The organism is Streptomyces stelliscabiei (assembly GCF_014873495.1).
GTDB classification, from domain to species: domain Bacteria; phylum Actinomycetota; class Actinomycetes; order Streptomycetales; family Streptomycetaceae; genus Streptomyces; species Streptomyces bottropensis.
Window position 1 is genome coordinate 1,614,522 of record NZ_JADBGF010000001.1, and the last position, 19,528, is coordinate 1,634,049.

The 19,528-nt window shown below is 73.8% G+C and carries 13 protein-coding genes and 1 pseudogene; 9 read left to right on the top strand and 5 right to left on the bottom strand.

The genetic code is table 11. The annotated features are described in order from the left end of the window. Positions 1 to 156: 156 nt before the first annotated feature. Positions 157 to 831, bottom strand: coding sequence for a DUF6629 family protein (locus H4687_RS06960; protein WP_046918334.1), 675 nt, complete (start codon positions 829 to 831; stop codon positions 157 to 159). 284 nt (positions 832 to 1,115) lie between these two features. Between H4687_RS06960 and H4687_RS06965 the strand changes: the two genes are divergently transcribed. Then, complete coding sequence (locus tag H4687_RS06965) at positions 1,116 to 2,297, top strand: phytanoyl-CoA dioxygenase family protein (protein ID WP_046918335.1); 1,182 nt, start codon at positions 1,116 to 1,118, stop codon at positions 2,295 to 2,297. A gap of 212 nt (positions 2,298 to 2,509) precedes the next feature. Further along, positions 2,510 to 3,631 (top strand): SGNH/GDSL hydrolase family protein, encoded by a 1,122-nt coding sequence (locus H4687_RS06970; RefSeq protein ID WP_179860188.1) that lies wholly within the window; start codon positions 2,510 to 2,512, stop codon positions 3,629 to 3,631. A gap of 29 nt (positions 3,632 to 3,660) precedes the next feature. On the opposite strand, the gene H4687_RS06975 is transcribed toward H4687_RS06970, so the two are convergent. Then, positions 3,661 to 4,182: a hypothetical protein gene (locus tag H4687_RS06975; protein ID WP_046918337.1), complete on the bottom strand. Its 522-nt coding sequence runs from the start codon at positions 4,180 to 4,182 to the stop codon at positions 3,661 to 3,663. Between the two features lie 158 nt (positions 4,183 to 4,340). Between H4687_RS06975 and H4687_RS06980 the strand changes: the two are divergent. The 7 genes and pseudogenes from H4687_RS06980 to H4687_RS07010 all read left to right on the top strand — a co-directional run. Next, positions 4,341 to 4,678 (top strand): annotated as a pseudogene (locus H4687_RS06980) (dTDP-4-dehydrorhamnose reductase); the annotation flags it as partial. Positions 4,679 to 4,932: 254 nt separating this feature from the next. Then, positions 4,933 to 6,483 carry an acyl-CoA carboxylase subunit beta gene (locus H4687_RS06985; RefSeq protein WP_192781806.1) on the top strand — a complete coding sequence of 517 codons (1,551 nt, stop codon included), beginning with the start codon at positions 4,933 to 4,935 and terminating at the stop codon, positions 6,481 to 6,483. Between the two features lie 141 nt (positions 6,484 to 6,624). Beyond that, entirely contained in the window at positions 6,625 to 8,373 is a 1,749-nt protein-coding gene (locus tag H4687_RS06990; RefSeq protein WP_050398126.1) for a fatty acyl-AMP ligase, read from the top strand. Further along, positions 8,370 to 12,761, top strand: a complete 4,392-nt coding sequence (locus tag H4687_RS06995) for a type I polyketide synthase (RefSeq protein ID WP_052768266.1) — start codon at positions 8,370 to 8,372, stop codon at positions 12,759 to 12,761. The genes H4687_RS06990 and H4687_RS06995 overlap by 4 nt, the downstream gene beginning before the upstream one ends. A 22-nt stretch (positions 12,762 to 12,783) precedes the next feature. Beyond that, the gene (locus H4687_RS07000) at positions 12,784 to 13,800 is read left to right on the top strand and encodes an alpha/beta hydrolase (protein WP_050398124.1); all 1,017 of its coding nucleotides are present in this window, start codon (positions 12,784 to 12,786) and stop codon (positions 13,798 to 13,800) included. Positions 13,801 to 13,922: 122 nt separating this feature from the next. Further along, positions 13,923 to 15,155 (top strand): PucR family transcriptional regulator, encoded by a 1,233-nt coding sequence (locus H4687_RS07005; RefSeq protein WP_179860184.1) that lies wholly within the window; start codon positions 13,923 to 13,925, stop codon positions 15,153 to 15,155. Between the two features lie 141 nt (positions 15,156 to 15,296). Then, a complete protein-coding gene (locus tag H4687_RS07010; RefSeq protein ID WP_046912694.1) occupies positions 15,297 to 15,938 on the top strand; it encodes a cutinase family protein in 642 nt (213 codons plus the stop codon). A 76-nt stretch (positions 15,939 to 16,014) separates the two neighbouring features. Here H4687_RS07010 and H4687_RS07015 read toward each other — a convergent pair whose 3' ends face one another. The 3 genes from H4687_RS07015 to H4687_RS07025 all read right to left on the bottom strand — a co-directional run bounded on the left by H4687_RS07015 (position 16,015) and on the right by H4687_RS07025 (position 19,506). Next, positions 16,015 to 17,745, bottom strand: a complete 1,731-nt coding sequence (locus tag H4687_RS07015; RefSeq protein WP_046912693.1) for a hypothetical protein — start codon at positions 17,743 to 17,745, stop codon at positions 16,015 to 16,017. 110 nt (positions 17,746 to 17,855) lie between these two features. Beyond that, positions 17,856 to 18,458 carry a hypothetical protein gene (locus H4687_RS07020; RefSeq protein WP_046912692.1) on the bottom strand — a complete coding sequence of 201 codons (603 nt, stop codon included), beginning with the start codon at positions 18,456 to 18,458 and terminating at the stop codon, positions 17,856 to 17,858. A 34-nt stretch (positions 18,459 to 18,492) separates the two neighbouring features. Further along, positions 18,493 to 19,506 (bottom strand): pectate lyase family protein, encoded by a 1,014-nt coding sequence (locus H4687_RS07025; protein ID WP_046912691.1) that lies wholly within the window; start codon positions 19,504 to 19,506, stop codon positions 18,493 to 18,495. Positions 19,507 to 19,528: the final 22 nt, after the last annotated feature.

The window sequence follows — 19,528 nt, forward strand, 5'->3', positions numbered from 1 at the left end:
TGCCACGGTCGGCGGGCGGGCGGCTGCCGCAGCCTGGGCCGGACCGTTCGCGGCGGGAGCCTGCCGCGAAAGCCGCGCAGACTCGATCGTCGTGCGCAGACTCGGTCGTACTGCGCAGACGCGCGTCCTGCGCAGACTCGATCGCCCCGCGCAGGCTCAATCGTCCCGCGCAGGCTGCCGATGCTCCGCCGCCGCATACCGGGCCGGTGGCGAGGAAGGCCTCCGGCGCCGGGCCCGCACCCAGCCGAGGAGGACCACCGAGCACAGGGCGGCGAACGCGCACCAGGTCGAGATGAACTCCAGTCGCCACAGCGCCCAGCAGACCGAGGCGCCGACGGCGGCCAGGATCCCGAGCGCCGTGAGGCGCCGGTCTCCGGAGAGGAGCAGGGAGCCGACGGTCGCGAGGAGGTAGCCCGTGACGAGGAGCACCGGGTGGGAGAGGGCGACCGTGTAGCCGACGGTGTGGCCGCGGATCTCGGCCGTCACCGGCCCGGTGACGAGGCCTCGGCCCAGCAGCCCGGCGGTCGCGACGCCGACGGCGAGGAGCACGACGAGCCGGGTGCGGACGGACGGCGGGGCCGCGCACAACACACCGGCGGGCACCCAGACGGCCAGCAGCGGCAGTGCGATGACGGCCCAGGCGGCGGTGGCCGCTCCGCTGCCCCCGCCCGAGGACCGGACCACCGCCTCCACGATCTGGTGCGCCCCCAGCAGCAACGGCAGCGCGGCGAGCGGCAGGTCCCGCGCGCTGCGCACCAGCGCCACACAGGCGACCCCGACGGCCGCGACGCCGGCACCCGCCACGAGATCGGCCGTCGCACTCCAGCACATCGCGCCACCATCGGGTCGACTGTCCCTCAGCGCGGCCACGGTACGTCGCCCCCGCCGGAGGTTCGCGGGACGACACGGGCGCCAAGAGGGTCACCGAACCACGGTGCCGAGGGAACGGGCGAAGGGGGAGGCAACATCGATCCGCCCCGCGTCGCCACCTCCACGGACTCCGCAGCGCTTCGCACCCAGGAACCCTGAGGTCTTTTTGAAGGGTTTCCGCAGATTGAATGACGGGTTTCGGCTCCCCAGACTGGCAGGGACACAAGGCTGCGAAAGGAACCTCGATGCGCCCCATCGCCGCGGTGCGACAGGTCTGGCTGACCGAGGCGGACTGCGATCTCGACACGTTCCGCACGCTCGTCGAGCAGAGCACCGATCCCGTCGACCACCCTTCGGCCGAGCGGGTCGAGCACGGTGTGCCGCTCTACGACAGTGACCGGCTCCGCGCCCTGACGGCCACCCCGCAGGGCCTGCGGGACGTGCAGGCCGAGCTGGCCCGGACCCTGATGGACGGCCCCGGAATCGTCGTGTTCAAGGGCGCGTTCACGGACCCGGCCGTCGTGGACCGGGCTTCCGCCGTCTTCCGGGAGCTGATCGAGGAGGAGCGCGCCGCGGGTACCGCCCGGGGCGACCACTTCGCGAAGCCCGGCGCCAACGACCGCGTCTGGAGCGCCCTGGACAAGTTGGCCGTACGCGCGCCGGACGTCTTCGCCGACTACTACGCCAACGACATCCTGGCCCTGGTCGCCGAAGCCTGGCTCGGCCCCGCCTACCAGGTGACCTCGCAGGTCAACGTGGTCAACCCGGGCGGCGCCGCCCAGAGCCCGCACCGCGACTACCACCTGGGGTTCCTCACCCGGCGGCAGGCGGCCGGCTACCCCGCGCACGTCCACCGCCTCTCCCCCGTCCTCACCCTCCAGGGCGCGGTCGCCCACTGCGACATGCCGGTCGAGTCCGGCCCCACGCTCTACCTGCCGCACTCCCAGAAGTACGAGCCGGGCTATCTCGCCTGGCGACTGCCGGAGTTCGTCGAGTACTTCGACATCCACCACATCCAGCTCCCCCTCGACAAGGGCGACGCGGCGTTCTTCAACCCCGCGCTGTTCCACGCCGCCGGGCACAATCGCTCGTCGGACGTCCGGCGCATGGCCAACTTGCTCCAGATCTCGTCCGCCTTCGGCCGCGCCATGGAGACGGTGGACCGGGAGGCGATGGCCGAGGCCCTCTTCCCGGTTCTGGCGCACCGCAGGTCCGAGGGCGCCACCGAGGACTGGCTGCGCCGCGTCGTCGCCGCCACCGCCGAGGGCTACCCCTTCCCCACCGACCTGGACCTCGACCCGCCCGTCGGCGGCCTCGCCCCGGCCTCCCAGGCCGACCTCCTCTGGCAGGCCCTCAGCGAGGACTGGGCTCCGGGCCGACTGCGCCATGAACTGGCGGCGGCCCACCGACGACGCCGAGGTCACTGAAAAAGGGGCGGCAGCGGCAGCGGCAGCGGCAGCGGCAGCGGCAGCGGCAGCGGCAGCTCATGATGGGCATGCGCGGTGCGAATGTGACCGCGAGGGGTTGACGACCGTGCGTGTGACGGCCACCTTCGATAGCGCGTCACTCTGGGAGCGCTCCCACTCCCTCTGCCCCCTACGCACGCCCACGCACCCCCGCCTGTGTCGAAGGGACGACCATGCAGACACCCCGCCCGTTATCCCGGCGGACGTTGATCGCGGCAGGAGCCGCCGGCCTCGTCACCACCGTCGCGCCCGCCGCCCGGGCCGCCGGGACACGGGCGGACGCCCGGTTCCACACGGTCGGCCGGGTCGAACGGACCGCGGACGGGACCGTGGCGTACAGCTGGCCCGGCGTCTCCTTCGAGGGGAGGTTCCACGGGACCGGGGTCGGGGTGGTACTCGACGACGCCGACAACGACTACGACGTCCAGGTCGACGGGGCGACGGCGGCCACCCTCGTCACCCCGGGCCGGACGGTCTCGTGGATCGACGGCCTGGCCGACGGCGGACACCGGGTGCGGGTCGTGAAGCGGACGGAGAGCCCGTGGGCGGTCGGCCGCTTCGGCGGTTTCGTCGCGGCTCCCGGTGGCGCGATTCTCGCGAGACCCCGGGCGCGCGACAGGCAGATCGAATTCATCGGCGACTCCTACACCGCCGGATACGGGAATGTCTCCACCACTCAGGACTGTTCCGGAAACGGCGGGGTCAACCGGAACAGCAACGCGGATCTCGCGTTCGGCGCGTTGACGGCGCGGAAACTGGACGCCGATTTCCAGATCAACGCCTTTTCCGGCCGGGGAATGGTCCGCAACTACAACGGCGGTGAGCCCGGGACCGATTTCCGCACCTACTACGACCGGGCTCTGCTGAACGTCGAGGGTGATGTCTGGCGGAAGCCGGACGGCTGGCGTCCACGGGTCGTCGTGATCGGACTCGGAATCAACGACTTCTCCACGCCCCTCCATGCCGGGGAACGCTGGAGCACGACGGCCGAACTCGTCACCGCCTACGAGAGCGCCTATCACGGCTTTCTCGACAAGCTGCGTGCCCGGTACGGGCGCGGGACTTTCCTCGTGGTGGCCGCCGCCCGCCTCTGGAACACCACCGCGTTCGCGGAGGCCACCCTGCGGATCGTCGAGGAGCGGGTGCGGCGGGGTGACGGCCGGGTCAGCCACTGGTACTACGACGATCCCGGCCTCGATCACCTGGGCTGCGACTGGCATCCCTCGCTGCACGACCACCGGATCATCTCCGGGCTGCTGGACGACCATCTCGCGGGGTTGCCGCTGCGCTGGTGACGAGGCCGCCGACGCTGTCCCGTGCGGGCTCAGGCCGTCAGGGCCCGCCCCGGCCGCAGCGTGTGGAGCAGGCCGGCGTGGTGCAGCGTCGCGACGGGGGCGAGCAGGTCGGGGTGGCGCAGGAGCGCGGCGGCCCGCCGGTCGAGTACGTCGGGGCTGAGGAGGCGTCGGTAGACGGCGGGCGAACCGGCCGAGTGGAGGGGGTCGGCAAGAGCGGCCACGGCGGCACGGGCCAGCTCGGGGTCGGCGAGCAGGCAGGCCGCCCAGCTGGCCACGACCTCGTCCACCCACGTCCGCCAGGCGTACTCCTCGGGTGTCAGGTCCTCGTCGAACCCGGTGATCCAGTCGAGCCGCGCCGTGCCGCCCGGACCGGCCACACCGACGAGCGCGGCGTCCATCGGTGTCGGATAGCGCAGCCGTGCGGCCACGGTGACGGCCTGCCGGGCCTGCGCCTCGCAGAGCGCGCCGTCGAGGGCTCCGCCACTCGCCGGATAGGCGCGCGTCAGCCATTGGGTGGTCGCCGCGATGAGCGGGGAGAGGTCTGCGAGCACTGGGCCATCCGTGGGTACTGGGGAACGCGTGGCACAACGTAGCCGCGCGCCGAACGACCGGAAAGGGCGCGGGCCACGGAGTGGACGTGTCCTGAACCACATCTCCGTGGCGCGCTGACTCACCGGACGTCGATACGACGCATGCGGGGCCGCGAGGAGATCTCGCGGCCGGCACCCACGACGGCGTGCTGTTCACCGATGTCGTGCGTTGTCCGGTCCATGTACGGGCCTCGCCGCCGCGCTGCTGGAACTGGTCACCGTCGAGGAGGGAGGCACGCGGCATCTCGCCGGGCCGGACGCTCTCACCCGCCACGAACTCGGCGTCCTCATCGCCCGCAGGGACGGTCTGGACGCCTCCCGCCTGCCGGCCGGCCGCCGGGGCGGGACCTCCCTGCCCGGACCGCTCGACGTCCGGCTGGACAGCAGGCGGACCCGGCGCCGTCTGCGCACCCGACTGCGCGGCGCCCGGGAGTTCCTCGCACGGCGGCGGGGCTGACGAGCGGCCCTCCCGCCGAGGGCGACCCTCCCTCCGTAGTCGAAGTGGCCTTCCGCGCCCAGCAGAACGGCGGGCCCTTGTCACCCACGGACGAACACCGGCCCCTTGGGACTCATCTCCCGCACACAGAAGGGTGATTGAGGCGGAGCAGCCCTCCTTCGCTGCCATATTCGAAAGCCACTTCGGAGGTGGCTGTGACGCTAGAGGTGACGACATCCCGGGCGAGGCAGTCGGCGCAGCGGGCGGCCGGGCAGGTGCCCGACACGATCGCCGACCGCACGGTCGACCGGACCGCCGACCGCATCGCCGACCTGGAGGGCCGCCGGATCCGGGCGGTCGCACCGGCCGGGCCGAGAAGACGCGGGGAGTACGGCGCCCGGGAACGCATCGATCTGCTGCTGGACACCGACTCGTTCACGGAGACGGGCCAGTTCGTGCGGGCCCGCCCCACCGGGGGCGCGGACAGACGGCCCTACGGCGACGGGGTGGTCACCGGGCACGGCACGATCGACGGCAGGCCCGTCTGCGTCTTCGCCCAGGACGCCACGGTGTTCGGCGGCAGCATGGGCGAGGCCTTCGGCGAGAAGACCATCGCGTTGATGGACCTCGCCCTGAAGACGGGCTGTCCCGTCATCGGACTCAACGACGGCGGCGGCGCCCGTATCCAGGAGGGTGTCACCTCGCTCGCCCTCTACGCCGAGCTGGTGCGCCGCAACGTGCGGGCGTCCGGGGTGATCCCGCAGATCTCGGTCGTCCTCGGCCCCTGCGCCGGCGGGGCCGCGTACTCGCCCGCCATCACCGACTTCACCGTGATGGTGGACGGCGCCTCGCACATGTTCGTCACCGGGCCCGACGTCATCGAGACGGTCACCGGCGAACGCACCAGCGCCGAGGAACTGGGCGGCGCCCGCACCAGCAACGCCGTCAACGGCAACGCCCACTTCCTGGCCGCCGACGAGGTGGACGCCCTCGACACCGTGCGCGACCTGCTGTCGTACCTGCCCGCCAACAACGCCGAGCGGCCCCCGCAGTACACACCGGGGGCCGCGCCCGCCGGTCTCGGACTGGACGCGGTGGTGCCGGACCGGCTCGCGCAGGCCTACGACATGCGGGACGTCCTGCGCGCGGTCGTGGACGACGGCGAACTCCTGGAGATCCAGGAGCTGTTCGCGCCGAACATCATCTGTGCGCTGGCCCTCGTCGAGGGCGCCGCGGTCGGTGTCGTCGCCAACCAGCCCCTCCACGCGGCGGGAGTCCTCGACATCGACGCCTCCGAGAAGGCCGCACGGTTCGTACGGTTCTGTGACGCGTTCGGCATCCCGCTGCTCACCTTCGCCGACGTCCCCGGCTATCTCTCCGGCGTCCGCCAGGAACAGGCCGGCATCATCCGGCGCGGCGCGAAGCTCCTGTACGCGTACGCCGAGGCGACCGTCCCCAAGGTCACGGTGGTGGTGCGCAAGGCGTACGGCGGCGGCTACGCGGTGATGGGCTCCAAGCACCTGGGCGCCGACATCAACCTCGCCTGGCCCACCGCCCGGATCGCCGTCATGGGCGCCGAGGGCGCGGTGGGGGTCCTGCACCGCCGCGAACTCGCCGCCGCGGCCGACCCCGAGGCCCTGCGCGCCCGCCTCGTCACCGCGTACGAGGAGACCTACGGGACGCCCTACCTCGCCGCCGAGCGCGGTTACGTCGACGCGGTCATCGCCCCGCGCGACACCCGCGCCCACGTCTGCCGCGCCCTGCGCGCCCTGCGGGGCAAGCGCGCCCCCATGCCGGAGCGCCGGCACGGCAACATCCCGCTCTAGAGCACCCCTGCTGCGTGCGCGCCGAGCCCTCCGGGCCCTGTCACCGCTGCCCGCGAGGCGCCCCCGCACCCCCCACCCCACCCCGAGCCGTCCCCCGCGAACGACCGCAAGCCGTCCCCGCGACGTCAGGAGCCATGCCCGATGGACAGCCGCCGCCCCCCGCTCGCGCCCGTGTTCCGCAGTCTGCCGGAGTATGTGCGGCACTGGGCCGAGACCACCCCCGACCGCCGGGCGTTCACCTTCGTCGACCATCCGGCGCCGCACTCGCGGGGCGTCCACCGCACCCTGACCTGGCGCAGGCTGGACCTGCGGATGCGCGCCGTGGCCGCCCGGCTCGCGGCGGAGGCCGAACCCGGCGCGCGGGTCGCGGTGCTGTGCCCGCAGGGGACGGAGTACGTCACCGCCTTCCTCGGGGCGCTCGCCGCCGGTCTGGTCGCCGTACCGCTGTATCCGCCCGGTCTGCCCGGGCAGGGCGACCGGCTGTCGGCGGTCCTGACGGACGCCTCCCCGGCGGTCGTCGTCACGACGGGCCACGCCCTCGCCGAGGTGCGCGAGGCGTGCGCGGGCCGGGACGTGAAGGTCGTCGCCGTGGACCACGTGCCCGACGCCGCCGCCGACGACCCGCGTCCGGCCGAGCCCGACGCCGACGCCCTCGCCTACCTCCAGTACACCTCGGGTTCGACCCGCACCCCGGCGGGCGTGGAGATCACCCATGGCAACGTCGTCGCCAACGCCCGCCAGGCGCTGGCCGCCTACGGTGCCGACGCGCATCCGGTGAGCTTCGTGGGCTGGCTGCCGCTCTACCACGACATGGGGCTGGTGCTGAGTGTCGCGGCGCCGGTGGTGCGGGGGCTGCTGTCGGTGCTCATGGATCCCGTGGCCTTCCTGCACGAGCCCGTGCGCTGGCTGCGGCTGCTGGCCGCGCACCCGCGGGCGCTCAGCGCGGCGCCCAACTTCGCCTTCGACTACTGCGCCTCGGCCGTCACCGAGCCGCAGAAGGCCGGGCTGCGGCTGGACGGGGTCTTCGCGCTGATCAACGGCAGCGAGCCGGTGCGCCCCGGCACCGCCGACCGTTTCCACGCCGCGTTCGCCGCGCAGGGGCTCGCCGAGGGGACGCACTGTCCGTCGTACGGGCTGGCCGAGGCGACCGTCTTCGTCAGCGCCGCTCGCCCCGGGCAGCCGCTGCGCGCGTTCGCGCTCGACCGTGACGCCCTGGCCACCGGGAAGGCGCTGCCCGCGCGGCCCGACGACCCGAGGGCCGTGCTGCTGGCCGGCTGCGGCGCTCCGGCGGGCCAGCGGGTGCGGATCACGGACCCGGTGTCGCGGGCCGCGCTCGCGGAGGGCGAGGTCGGCGAGATCTGGGTGCAGGGGCCCAACGTGGGGCGGGGGTACCGCAACCAGGACCGGCAGACGCGGCTGGTCTTCGGCGCCGTACCGGCCGAGGGCACGGCGGCGCCGGGCGGGTGGCTGCGGACGGGTGACCTGGGGACGGTTCTGGACGGGCAGTTGCTCGTCACCGGGAGGCTGAAGGACCTCATCGTCGTCGACGGGCGCAACCACTACCCGCAGGACGTGGAGGCCACGGCCCAGGAGACGCATCCGGCCGTACGGCGGGACCGGCTCGCCGCGTTCGGTGTGCCGGGCGGCTCCGGGGAGCGGGTGGTCGTGGTCGCGGAGCACGCGCGCGGTGTGCCGCTCGCCGACATCGACGTACCGGACCTCGTACGGACGGTGCGGGCCGCCGTGTCCGCCCGGCACGGGCTGCGGCTGTCCGACGTCGTCCTCGTCCCGCCGGGCACGGTGCCCCGGACGTCCAGCGGGAAGGTCTCGCGGGCGCTGACCCGTGAACGCTATCTGGCGGGGGCCTATGCGGCGGGGGGCGCGCGGTGAGGGTCGTCAGGGACGACGAGGGCGGCCCGCGCGGGCGGGTTCCGGTCGGTGCGCGGGGCGCGCTGCGGCGGCTGATCGCCGAGCGGGTGGCCTTCTGGAGCGGTACGGCCGCCGAGGACGTGCCGATGGACCTGCCCCTCGCGGAGCTCGGGATGTCCTCGCGGGACGCGGTCGTGCTGGCCGGCGAGCTGTCCCGGGCGACGGGTCTGGAGCTGCCGGCGACGCTGCTGTGGGAGGCGACCACCGGGGACGCGCTGGTGGCGCGGCTGTGCGCCCCGGCGGCGGAGAGCGCGCCCGTGGCGGCCCCGCCGCCGGGGGCGCCCCCGGCGCCCGGTGAGCCGGTGGCGGTCGTCGGGGTCGGCTGCCGGCTGCCCGGGGGCGTGCGCGGACCGGCGGAGTACTGGCGGTCGCTGCTCGACGGCGTCGACGCGATCCGGCGGGTTCCGGAGGACCGCTGGCGTGACTTCACGCCGTACCCGCCGGCCGACGCGCTCCCGTACGGCGGCTATCTGGACGACATCGCCGGGTTCGACGCGGACTTCTTCCGCATCACCCCGCGCGAGGCGGCGGTGATGGACCCGCAGCAGCGGATCCTCCTGGAGGTCGTCCACGAGACCCTCGACCATGCCGCCGTCCCGGCCGCGTCCCTCGCGGGCAGCGCCACCGGTGTCTTCGTCGGGATCTCCGCGTCCGAGTACGGACAGCTCACCGGCGCCGACCCGGCCGCCGTCGACCCCTGGGCGCCGGCCGGCGGGGCACTGAGCGTGACGGCGGGCCGGCTGGCGTACGTCCTGGACACGCGCGGGCCGAGCATGGCCGTCGACACCGCGTGTTCGTCGTCGCTGGTGGCCGTGCACCACGCGTGCGTCAGCCTGCGCACGGGCGAGAGCGATCTCGCGATCGCCGCCGGGGTGAATCTGCTGCTCTCCCCGACCGTCACGGTCGCGTTCCGGCGGGCGGGCGCCCTCGCGCCCGACGGGCGGTGCAAGCCGTTCTCGGCGGTCGCCGACGGCATCGGCCGGGGCGAGGGGTGCGCGGCCGTGCTGTTGAAACGGCTGTCCGACGCCGAACGGGACGGCGACCGGATCCTCGCCGTCGTCCGTGCCACCGCCGTCAACTCCGACGGCCGCTCGGGCGGTCTCCTGGCCCCCAACCCGGCCGCCCAGCGGGCTCTGCTGGGCACCGCCTACGCGCGGGCCGGCCTGTCCCCCGCGCGCATCGACCACGTCGAGGCGCACGGCACCGGCACCCCGCTCGGCGACCCGATCGAGGCGGGCGCCCTCGGTGCCGTCCTCGGCCCCGGCCGCGACCCCGACCAGCCCCTGCTCCTGGGCTCGGTCAAGGGCAACCTGGGGCACCTGGAGTCCGCGGCGGGCATCGCCGGTCTGGTGAAGACGGTGCTCGCGCTCCACCACGACCTGATTCCGCCCTCGCTGCACTGCGCCGGGGGCAGCGCCCTGGAGGACGACGTACGGCTGCGGGTGGTGACGGAGGCCGAGCCGTGGCCCCGATACGGGGGCACGGCCACGGCCGGGGTCTCCGGGTTCGGGTTCGGCGGCACCAACGCCCACGCGGTGCTGGAGGAGTGGTCGCCCGGCGCCGTCCTCCCGCCCCCCGCCGAGGAGCCCGCCGCCCGGCTGCACGTCCTCTCCGACATCGACGTCGCGCGCGTCCGGGACACCGCCGCCCGGCTGGCGGAGTGGCTCGGCACGCCCGAGGGGAGCACCGCCCGTCCGGCCGACGTGGCGCGCACGCTCGCCGGACGTGCGGGACGGGGGCGGGTACGGGCCGCGATCGTGGCCGGCGGCCCGGCCGAACTGGCGGAGGGTCTGGGTGCGTTGGCCGGGGGCCGGGCGCACGAGCGGGTGGTGGTGGGCGACGGGGACCGCGTCGGCCCCGGCCCGGTGTGGGTGTTCTCCGGGTACGGCAGCCAGTGGCCCGGGATGGGACGCCGACTGCTCGCCGAGGAACCGGCCTTCGCCGCGGCCGTGGAGAAGCTCGACGCGCACCTGGCCCCCGAGTGCGGGCTCTCCCTCTACGACCACCTGGCCACCGGCGACGGCCTGGACCGGCTGGAGGTGGCTCAACCCGTCCTCTTCGGGCTGCAGTTGGCGCTGGCGGAGCTGTGGCGGGCGCACGGGGTCGAGCCCGTCGCCGTCATCGGGCACTCCCTGGGCGAGGTGGCCGCCGCGGTCTGCGCGGGCGCGCTGGAGGTGGCGGACGCGGCCCGTGTGGTCGCCGTACGGGCCCGGCTGCTCGGCGGGCTGCGGGGCGGGGCCATGGCGGTGGTGGACCTCGCCGACGACGAACTCGACGTCCTGGCACGGGACTTCCCGGGCGTCCATGTCGCCGTGCACTCCTCGCCCGGCCAGAAGGTGGTCACCGGGGAGGAGGAGCCGGTGGCCCGGCTGGTGCGCCGGCTGGAGGCGCAGGGGCGGGCCGCGCGGGCGATGCGGGTGGCCGGGGCGGGTCATTCGCCGCAGGTGGAGCCGCTGCTGGCGCAGTTGACGGCGGAGCTGGCGGACATCCGGGGCGGGCGCCCGCGCGTCCCCGTCTACTCCACCGTGCTCGACGACCCGCGCGGCGACTGCTTGTTCGACGCGGTGCACTGGGCCGCCAATCTGCGCAGACCCGTGCGCCTGGACCGGGCGGTCGCCGCTGCCGCCGCCGACGGTCACACCGCGTTCGTCGAAGTCTCCCCCCACCCGGTCCTGACCCGGGCGATCACGGACACCGCCCCCGGAGTCCTGGCCCTCGGCACCCTCCAGCGCGACGCCGACACCGCCGCCGGGTTCCTCACCCGGGTGGGCACCCTGCAGACCGCCGGGCTGCGGCTTCCCCCGCCTGCGGGCCGCGTCATCGACCTGCCCGGGCCCCGGTGGCGGCACACGCGGCACTGGTGGACGGACGGGAGGGCGGGCCTCGCTGCGCCGCCCTCCCCCGCGCGGGCGGACGGCGGCGGTGCGTACGGCGGGGTCCACGTGACGGCGGAGACCCGCGTGGTGCCCGTACGGCCGGGAGCGGACCCCATAGCGGTGGGCAGGGACGAGGGCACCGGGCCGGAGGGGAGCGGCCTGACGGAAACGTGGCACGCGGCGGACCCCGCCTCGGTGGCCGCCCGCCTCTGCCACCACATCGCCACCGTCACCGGGCACCCCCCGACCCGCATCACCCCGGCCACCGCGCTCGCCGACCTGGGCCTGGACTCCCTGATGGCCGTCCGCGTCCGCACCGCCCTGGAACGCGAGTTCGGCGTCGAACTCCCCCTGCGCGACCTGCTGAGCGCCACCACGGTCGAGGCCATGGCGAACCGGGTCCAGCGGGCGCTGCCGGGCGGGGCGACCCCGGCCACGGGAGACGGCCGACGGTCGGCACCGGCGAAGACGAGCGGCGGACACGCTCCGGCGCGAGCGGCGCAGGACCTGGACGAGGCCTCCCTGCCCGACGCCTCCTCGGCGCTCCGCGAGACCGCACGGGCGCGGGCCGACGGGTCGGCAGCGGAGGACTCCCCGCCGCGGACCCGCGACACCTCCGACGCCCTCCCCCGGCGCCTGCCCGGCCGACGCTCCGGCTCCCACCCGCTGCTCCACCCCCTCCACACCTCGGGCCCGTACCCCCCGCTCTTCCTCGTCCACGCGGCGGGCGGCACCACCGACGTGTACCGCCCGCTCGTGGAACGGCTCGGCGGGGAGCGGCCGGTGTACGGGCTGGAGCGGACCGGCGAGGTCCGTACGGTCGTCGAGAAGGCGAGCCGGTACGCCGAGGCGGTGGCCGCCGCGCACCCCGACGGGCCCTGTCTGCTGGGCGGTTGGTCGTTCGGCGGCTTCGTCGCCCAGGAGGCGGCACGGCAGCTGACGGCCGCCGGACGGGACGTGCGGCTGGTCGTACTCCTCGACTCCGTACGGCCGCTGCCCCGTCCCGAGGGCGGCGAGGCCGAGCGGATCCGCGCGCACTTCACCGGCTTTGCCCGTCACGTCGCCGACGCGTACGGAGTCGAACTGGACCTGCCGTACGACGAGTTAGCGGCGACGGTGGACGACCGTGAGCGCGTCGAGAGGGTGCTGCGGGCGCTGCGGGAGGCGGCCGACGTGCCACGGGCCGCCCTCGACCACCAGCGGGACTCCTATCTGGACCTGCGGATCGGCGAGGCGCACCGGCCGGGCCGGTACGACGGGCGGGTCCTGCTGTACCGGGCCACCGAGCCCGCCCCGCACACCGTGCGCGACCCCGCGTACGAGCGGGACGACGAGGCGCTCGGGTGGGACGAGGTGTGCCCGCGCCTGACCGTCGTCCGGGTCACGGGTCACCATCTCTCGCTGCTGGACCCGCCGAACGTCGACGAGATCGCCGCCCATCTGCGGTGGCGGCTCGCCGGGGAGACCCGCTGAACACGATCCGAGGAGAGCCGCCATGTCCGACCGCACGCACCACACCACCCGCACCGCCGACCGGCACGACGGCGTCACCGGATCGTCCCGGCGCTCCGTCACCAGAGCGGCGGCCGCCACCGCGCTGGCCGCCCTCGTCGGGTCGGCCGGCGCGACGACCGCCGCCGCGGCCGACCGCCGGACCGCCGCCCCCGGCGCCCGGTCCGTCACCCGCCTCGGCCCCCGTACCCTCGACCTCTCCCTCCCCTCCGCCGCGCTGGGCGGCAACGCCCCGGTCCGGCTGATCCTCCCCTCCTCCTTCGACGCACGGCCCGCCCGGACCTATCCCGTGCTGTATCTCCTCCACGGCGCCCACGACGACTACACGTCATGGACCCGGGAGACGGACGTCGAGGCGTTCACGGCGGGCCGGGAGCTGATCGTGGCGATGCCGGACGCGGGGCCGACCGGCATCCCCACCGCCTGGCGCGAGGGCCCCGACTACGAGACGTTCCAGGTCTCCGAGGTCCCGGCGCTGCTCGCCCGCGACTACCGGGCGTCCGGCGTCCGGGTGGTCGCGGGGGTCTCCACCGGCGGCTACGGCGCGATGGCGCACGCGGCACGTCATCCGGGGACGTTCAGGGCGGCGGCCTCGTACAGCGGCATCCTCGACACCACGGCACCCGGGGTGCCGAGCCTGATGGACGCCATCGTGAGCCGCGAGAACCTGGACCCCCGGTCCCTGTGGGGCCATCCGGTCCTGAACCTGCTCACCTGGCGGGACTTCAACCCCCGCTCCCGGGCGGCGGGGCTGCGCGGCACCGCCCTGTACGTGTCGAGCGGCAGCGGAGTGGTCGGCGGCCTCGGCGACTGGCTCCCGGAGGCGCTGGAGAGTCTGCTCTGGCCGTCCGCGCACGCCTTCACGGACGCGCTCGCGGTGCTCCGGGTGCCGGTGACCACCCATTTCTACGCGGGCGGAGGCCATGGCTGGGCCTACTGGAAGCGGGAGTTCGCCGCGTCGTGGCCGATGCTCGCCGGTGCGCTGGGGGTGCCGGCGTGAGGCCGGTGGCGTCGGGGAACGGAACGGAGCGCGGGGGGCGTACGTCCTACTCGGGACTTGCCCCTCGCCCCACGGGCACCGGCCCGCGGGTGAGCCGCTTCCGGGTGAAAGGAGGGTCCGCCGTGGCTGCCCCCACCCCGCCGTACGGCGTACCGAACGGTCCCGGCGCCCCCCTTGTGCCGCCCGAACTGGTCCAACTGCTGCGTGACGAGCTGGAGACCGTCGCCGACCATGTGGAGGAGGAGGTGCGCAGACAGGTCCCGGAGTACGCCTCCCGGTCGGCCGACGGGGCCAGCCGCGCACTCCTCAGATCGGGGGTCGTCCAGGCGCTCACCCTGTTCGTCGACCACATCGCCGATCCGCGCGGCCGGGGAGACTCGATCACCGCGATCTATCACGAGTTGGGGCGCGGCGAGGCGCTGGAGGGCCACAGCCTCGAAACACTGCAGTCCGCGCTGCGGGTCGGGGGGCTGCACGCCTGGCGGCTGCTGGGCCGCACGACGGAGGAACTCGGCCTGGACTCCTCGGTCATGGCCAGGCTGGGTGAGCTGGCGTTCCGGACGGTGCACGAGGTGGCCGAGGCCGCGGCGGCGGGGTACGCGGAGGGACAGCTGCGCAGCACGGACGAGCTGGAACGGCGCCGGGGGCGGCTGCTCGCCCTGTTGCTGGGCGACAGGCCGGTGTTGCCGGAGGCGGTGCGCGACCTGGCGCACGGCGCCCGGTGGTCCGTGCCGACGCACGTCGCGGTCGTCGTCCTCGCGGCCTCGCCCGACCGGCGGGAGGAGCGGCCGTTGGCCGCCGCCGGGGCGCTGGTGGACATGGAGTCCCGGCCACCACGGATGCTCGTGCCCGACCCGGACGGCTCGGGCGGCTTCGGCGGCCGGGCGTTCACGCTCGCGCTGCGGGGACGGCCGGCGGCGATCGGGCCTTCGGTTCCTCTCACGGAGGCCGCCAGATCCCTGCGCTGGGCCACCCGTGCGCTCGGGTTGATGGGGCGCGGCATCCTGCCCCGGCAGGGCGTGGTGCGCTGCGCGGACCATCTGTCGACCCTGCTGCTGCACAGCGACGAACCGATGCTCGCCCAGCTCCGGTCACAGGTACTGGCCCCGCTGGACACGGTCGCGGAGGGGCCGCGCGGCCGGCTCGCCGAGACCCTGCTGGCGTGGCTGCTCGGCGGCAGCAACGTGCCCGATGTCGCGGCCCGCCTCCACATCCACCCGCAGACCGTCCGCTACCGCCTGCGGCAGCTGGAGAAGCTCTTCGGCGACGCCCTGCACGACCCCGGCACCCGGCTGGACCTCATCCTCGCCCTGCGCGCGGAGGCATCGCGGGACGACGACACGTCCACCGCATAGGAATGCGGACGGACTCACCTCGGCACAAAAACGAAGGTGAATTCTGAATTCCCGGCCATAACACAATGCCTGACCGAGCGAATACCTTCGGGACGTCCTTTTCCACAGGCGCAGCTCGCGCCCGACCCGCAAAGGATCCCCATGCGTATCCGCTTGTGCCTCGCCGCGCTCTCGCTGGCCGGCGGGGCCGGACTGGTCACCGTCTCGGCACCCACGGCCATGGCCGCGGCCTGCACGGACATCGACGTCGTGTCCGCCCGCGGCACCTTCGAGCCGGGCACGCTCGGCTTCATCGTCGGCGACCCCGTGTATTCCGCACTGCAGCAAAAACTCAACGGGAAATCCCTGTCCAGCTACAAGGTGAACTATCCCGCCGACCTTTCGCCCACCTCGGCCGCACAGGGAAACGCGGACCTGGTGAACCATGTCCGGAGCCAGGCCGCCTCCTGTCCGAACCAGCGTTTCGTTCTGGTCGGCTATTCGCAGGGCGCGAACGTCGTCGACAACTCCATCGGCATCAGCAGCGCCGGCGCGGTGGTCGGCAGTCCCATCGTGGCCACCATCCCCGCCGCGCTGGAACCCCGGGTCTCCTCGGTGCTGCTGTTCGGCAACCCGATCCGGGCCATCGGCAAGAGCGTCACCGGCGTCTACCAGAGCCGCACCCTCGACTTCTGCGCGACCGGTGACCCGGTGTGCCAGAGCGGCGGCGGCGACGTGGGCGCCCACCTCGGCTACCGCGCGAACGCCGACGCGGCGGCGGCCTTCGCCGCGACCAAGGCCTGACCGGTCCGGTCCCCCGCGACAGGGCGAAGGGCCCGGGAGGAGATCCTCCCGGGCCCTTCCTCCATGGGGGCGCCGGCTATGCGGGGTCCCGCGCGAACTCCGTCAGGCTCGTGGAGACGGGCTCGGGACGGCCGTTGTTCTGGGCGGGCGCGGCGGTCAGTACGTCCAGGTGCTGGTAGCCGTCGGCGACGACGGGGTGCAGGTCGGCCGGGACGCGGCCCGCCAGCAGTCCGTCGCCCGCGAGCACGGTGAGCGTCGGGTCGGCGGTGAGTCCGTCCGGGTGGACGACGAGCCGCTTCACCTGGGGTGAGCCGGCCAGTTGGAGGTCGGTGACCAGCTTGGTCGGGAAGTACTGCTCGGTGAAGTCCAGGGGCTGTTGGGCCATGCTGCGGGCCAGTTCCTGGATGTCGGTGACCTCCTTGCCGGCGTCGGTGAACGCGGTCCCGTCGGCGGAGCGGTACCCGGGATCGTCGGCGTCGCCGACGCGGTCGTAGTTCCGCCAGGTGTAGAGCGGGCCGCCCGGCCGGTCGGGGATCGCTTTGTACTCGGTGCCGAACAGCGCCGGCCGCGCGTCGCTCCCGTTGGCGGCCGGGAAGTTCTTGTCGACGACCGGCCCGCCGTCGAAGAAGCCGACGCTGCTCTGCAGGAAGGCCAGCGGGACGGAGTGATCGTCCATCAGGGCGCCGAGGATCGCCTCGTTGCTGAGCCGGAAGTCCTTCACCGTCGGTGACCCGGTGAGGAAGGTGGCGGTGTCCTTGGAGAACAGGAAGCGGTTGGTGACCTCGATGTTGGTGTTCGGGGGCAGATAGCGCGGCAGGTCGGTCTCGCCGCCCGGGTTCCGCAGGGCTCCCACCCCGGCGATGGCGAGGAGCGTCATCGTCTCCGGGTTGAGGAGCACCGGCGCCGACAACGAGCGCGGCAGCAGTCCGCTGTCGAGCCCGGCCTGCACGACGCCGTACCCGAGGCCCACGTCGGGCAGGTTGGTGTCGTCGGGGATGCTGCCGCTGAGGTCGGCGAGCGAGGTGGAGACGGTGGTGTCGAGGGCGAACCAGCCGGCGCACTGGCGGTGTCCGGCGTCCGCCGTGGTGGCCGGGTCGCCGTCGAAGTCGGCGGTCGCGAAGTACCCGGTGACGACACCGCCCAGGGAGTGCCCGCCGCACAGCACCTTCTCCTCGCGCACGCGCTGGTCGGGCAGTTCGGCGGTGAGGAGGTCGTACTGGTCGCGTACGGTCCGCTCGATGCCGAGCTTCGCCATCCAGCCCAGGTCGGCGTTGCCGACGTACCCGTCGAAGGTGCGGCCCGCGACCCGCTTGTCGCGGTAGTAGTAGTCGACGGCCGTGTGCTGGTCCCCGGAGGCGATTCCGGTGCGGTCCTCCAGGCAGTTGGAGCGCCGGTCCAGGGCCCAGAACTCGATGTGCCGGCCCTGCGCGGCGGCGCGGGCCACGGTGTTGCGGGCGACACTGTCGAACGCTCCGGCGCCTTCGAGGATGCCCGGCTGGGCGAGGAGGATCCGGTCGGCGTCGGCCGAGGCGGCCGGTCCGCCGGCGGAGCGGTAGCGCAGGTACGACAGCCAGTCGCACGCCGCCGGGCGCGCCCCGAAGGAGGCCGGCAGCGGCGCCCGTACCCGCACCATGGTCTCGCTCACTCCGGTGACCGGGCTCGTGGAGGCCACGGCCGTCTCGGTCCGCGCCTGCGCGCCCCGGGCGTCCGGGGCGGCTCCGGTGAGCGCCCCGACGGTCAGCAGCACCGCCGGTACGACGCCCCGCAACGCTCTGAGGGTTGTTCCTCTCCTGCGACTCGTGTTCATGCTGGGACGGTAGGACCGCCGCGACGGCCCCACCTCCCCTTGCTCACAACAACGCAGCCACCGTCGCGACCTTTGTCATCGGGCACCAACTGCCGCCGCCGTGAACGGAGTCACAGCCCGTCGCTCACCATCGCGGCGACGATCCGGACGTGCCGGTCGGCCGCGGTTGCGGAGTACTCGTTGTCGTAGTTGAGACCGTAGGGCCAGAAGTGGCCGCCCCCGGTGGAGATCTTCGCGCTCGACCCGTCGTACTGCCTCACCAGCGCCGTGGCCCGCGCGCCGGTCCAGGTGCCACTGCCGCCCAGCCGGGACCAGCCCGCGCTGGTGCCCACGCCTATGGTGTGCGCGATCTCGTGCAGGGCGGTCCGCTCGTTCATGTAGCTGCGGTTGCTGCCGAAGCGGATGGTCCCGTTGAGGTTTCCGTCGGCGGTGGCCACGCCGGGCTCGTAGCGGACGGTGATGTTCTTGCCGAGATCGCTGAGGTTGTTGTAGCGGGCGACCGCGGCGTTCATGGCCGACGTGATGAGGTTGTACGCCGACTGCTGGTCCTGTGTCGGGTTGGCCGCCCGGACGAGGGTCCAGCTGACGGTGGCCGCCGCGGCCTGAGTCCGGGGCACGGGCGCGGCCTGGGGCGCCGCCTGCGCGACACCGGGTCCGGCGAGCAGCACGGCCGCCAGCGCGGCCACGACCACCTTCTTGCGCGGTGAGTTCATCGGGGTCTCTCCTGTGCTTCGTGGGGGGAGTTGCTCAGGCACCGAGCTTTCCGGTGCCTGCCCCGGCCCTGACGAGGGCCGGGACGTCTGCGGCGGGGTCCAGGGTGTAGGCGTAGTAGGTGCGCGGCTCGCTCACCGTGCCGTTGGTCTCGCAGGTGCCGGAGCCGGTGAACGCGTTGTTGCGCTGGACCAGCCGGCCCGGCCCGGAGGCGTCGTAGCCACTGGCGGAGTAGCAGGGGTGGAGGACGCCCTCGAAGTGGTTGCCCTCGACGACGACACCGGCGTTCATGGTCGAGGCGACGCCGTAGACGGCGTTGCCCTTGTAGTAGTTGTTGTAGACGTGCACCGGTTCGCCGAAGCGGACGCGGGGGTGCCGTTGCCGTGAGCCGTCGAAGAAGTTGTGGTGGATCGAGACCTTCAGCTTCCCGGCGTCCTGGCCGCCGTTACCGTCGGAGTGCCCGAGCAGCATGCTCTTGTCGGTCTTGTTGAACCAGTTCCAGGACACGGTGACGTACTGGGCGCCGCGCACGACGTCGACGGCACCGTCGAGGGGGGCCACGAACTCGTTGTGGTCGATCCAGATGTGGTGGGAGTCCTGGCCGACGTTGATCGCGTCGTCCTCGGCGTCGGTGAATCTGATGTTGCGCACGATGACGTTGTACGAGCGGTGGAAGTCCAGCCCGCCCCCGTCGACGACGGCCGAGGAACCGACGCCGATGACGGTCTTGTTCGGCCGGACGCCCTGCTTGCCGGTGATGTCGACGGTGCCCTGCACGCGGATGACGAGCGGGCCCACCGTGTCGATGTACCGCAGGAACTGCTCGGTGGTGGTGGCGGTCACGGTGGGGCCGCCGGCCCCTCCGGTGGTGCCGTTCTGCCCGAGCGCGTCGACGGCGGCGAATCCGGTCGGGGATGTCTCCGCCACGGGTGCCGCCGCGCGGGCGACGGGGTCCGCCTCGACGGGTGCGGTGGCGGTCGCTGTCGCTGTCGCTGTCGCGGCGAGCAGCAGGGCGAGCGTGAGCGCGGGAACGGTACGTGACGACCTCATACGGTTCCTCCCGGGACGAGTG

Coding starts and splice junctions, on each gene's coding strand:
- H4687_RS06960 (WP_046918334.1), bottom strand. CDS start 831: ATGTGCTGGAGTGCGACGGCCGATCTCGTGGCGGGTGCCGGCGTCGCG.
- H4687_RS06965 (WP_046918335.1), top strand. CDS start 1,116: ATGCGCCCCATCGCCGCGGTGCGACAGGTCTGGCTGACCGAGGCGGAC.
- H4687_RS06970 (WP_179860188.1), top strand. CDS start 2,510: ATGCAGACACCCCGCCCGTTATCCCGGCGGACGTTGATCGCGGCAGGA.
- H4687_RS06990 (WP_050398126.1), top strand. CDS start 6,625: ATGGACAGCCGCCGCCCCCCGCTCGCGCCCGTGTTCCGCAGTCTGCCG.
- H4687_RS07000 (WP_050398124.1), top strand. CDS start 12,784: ATGTCCGACCGCACGCACCACACCACCCGCACCGCCGACCGGCACGAC.
- H4687_RS07010 (WP_046912694.1), top strand. CDS start 15,297: ATGCGTATCCGCTTGTGCCTCGCCGCGCTCTCGCTGGCCGGCGGGGCC.
- H4687_RS07015 (WP_046912693.1), bottom strand. CDS start 17,745: ATGAACACGAGTCGCAGGAGAGGAACAACCCTCAGAGCGTTGCGGGGC.
- H4687_RS07020 (WP_046912692.1), bottom strand. CDS start 18,458: ATGAACTCACCGCGCAAGAAGGTGGTCGTGGCCGCGCTGGCGGCCGTG.
- H4687_RS07025 (WP_046912691.1), bottom strand. CDS start 19,506: ATGAGGTCGTCACGTACCGTTCCCGCGCTCACGCTCGCCCTGCTGCTC.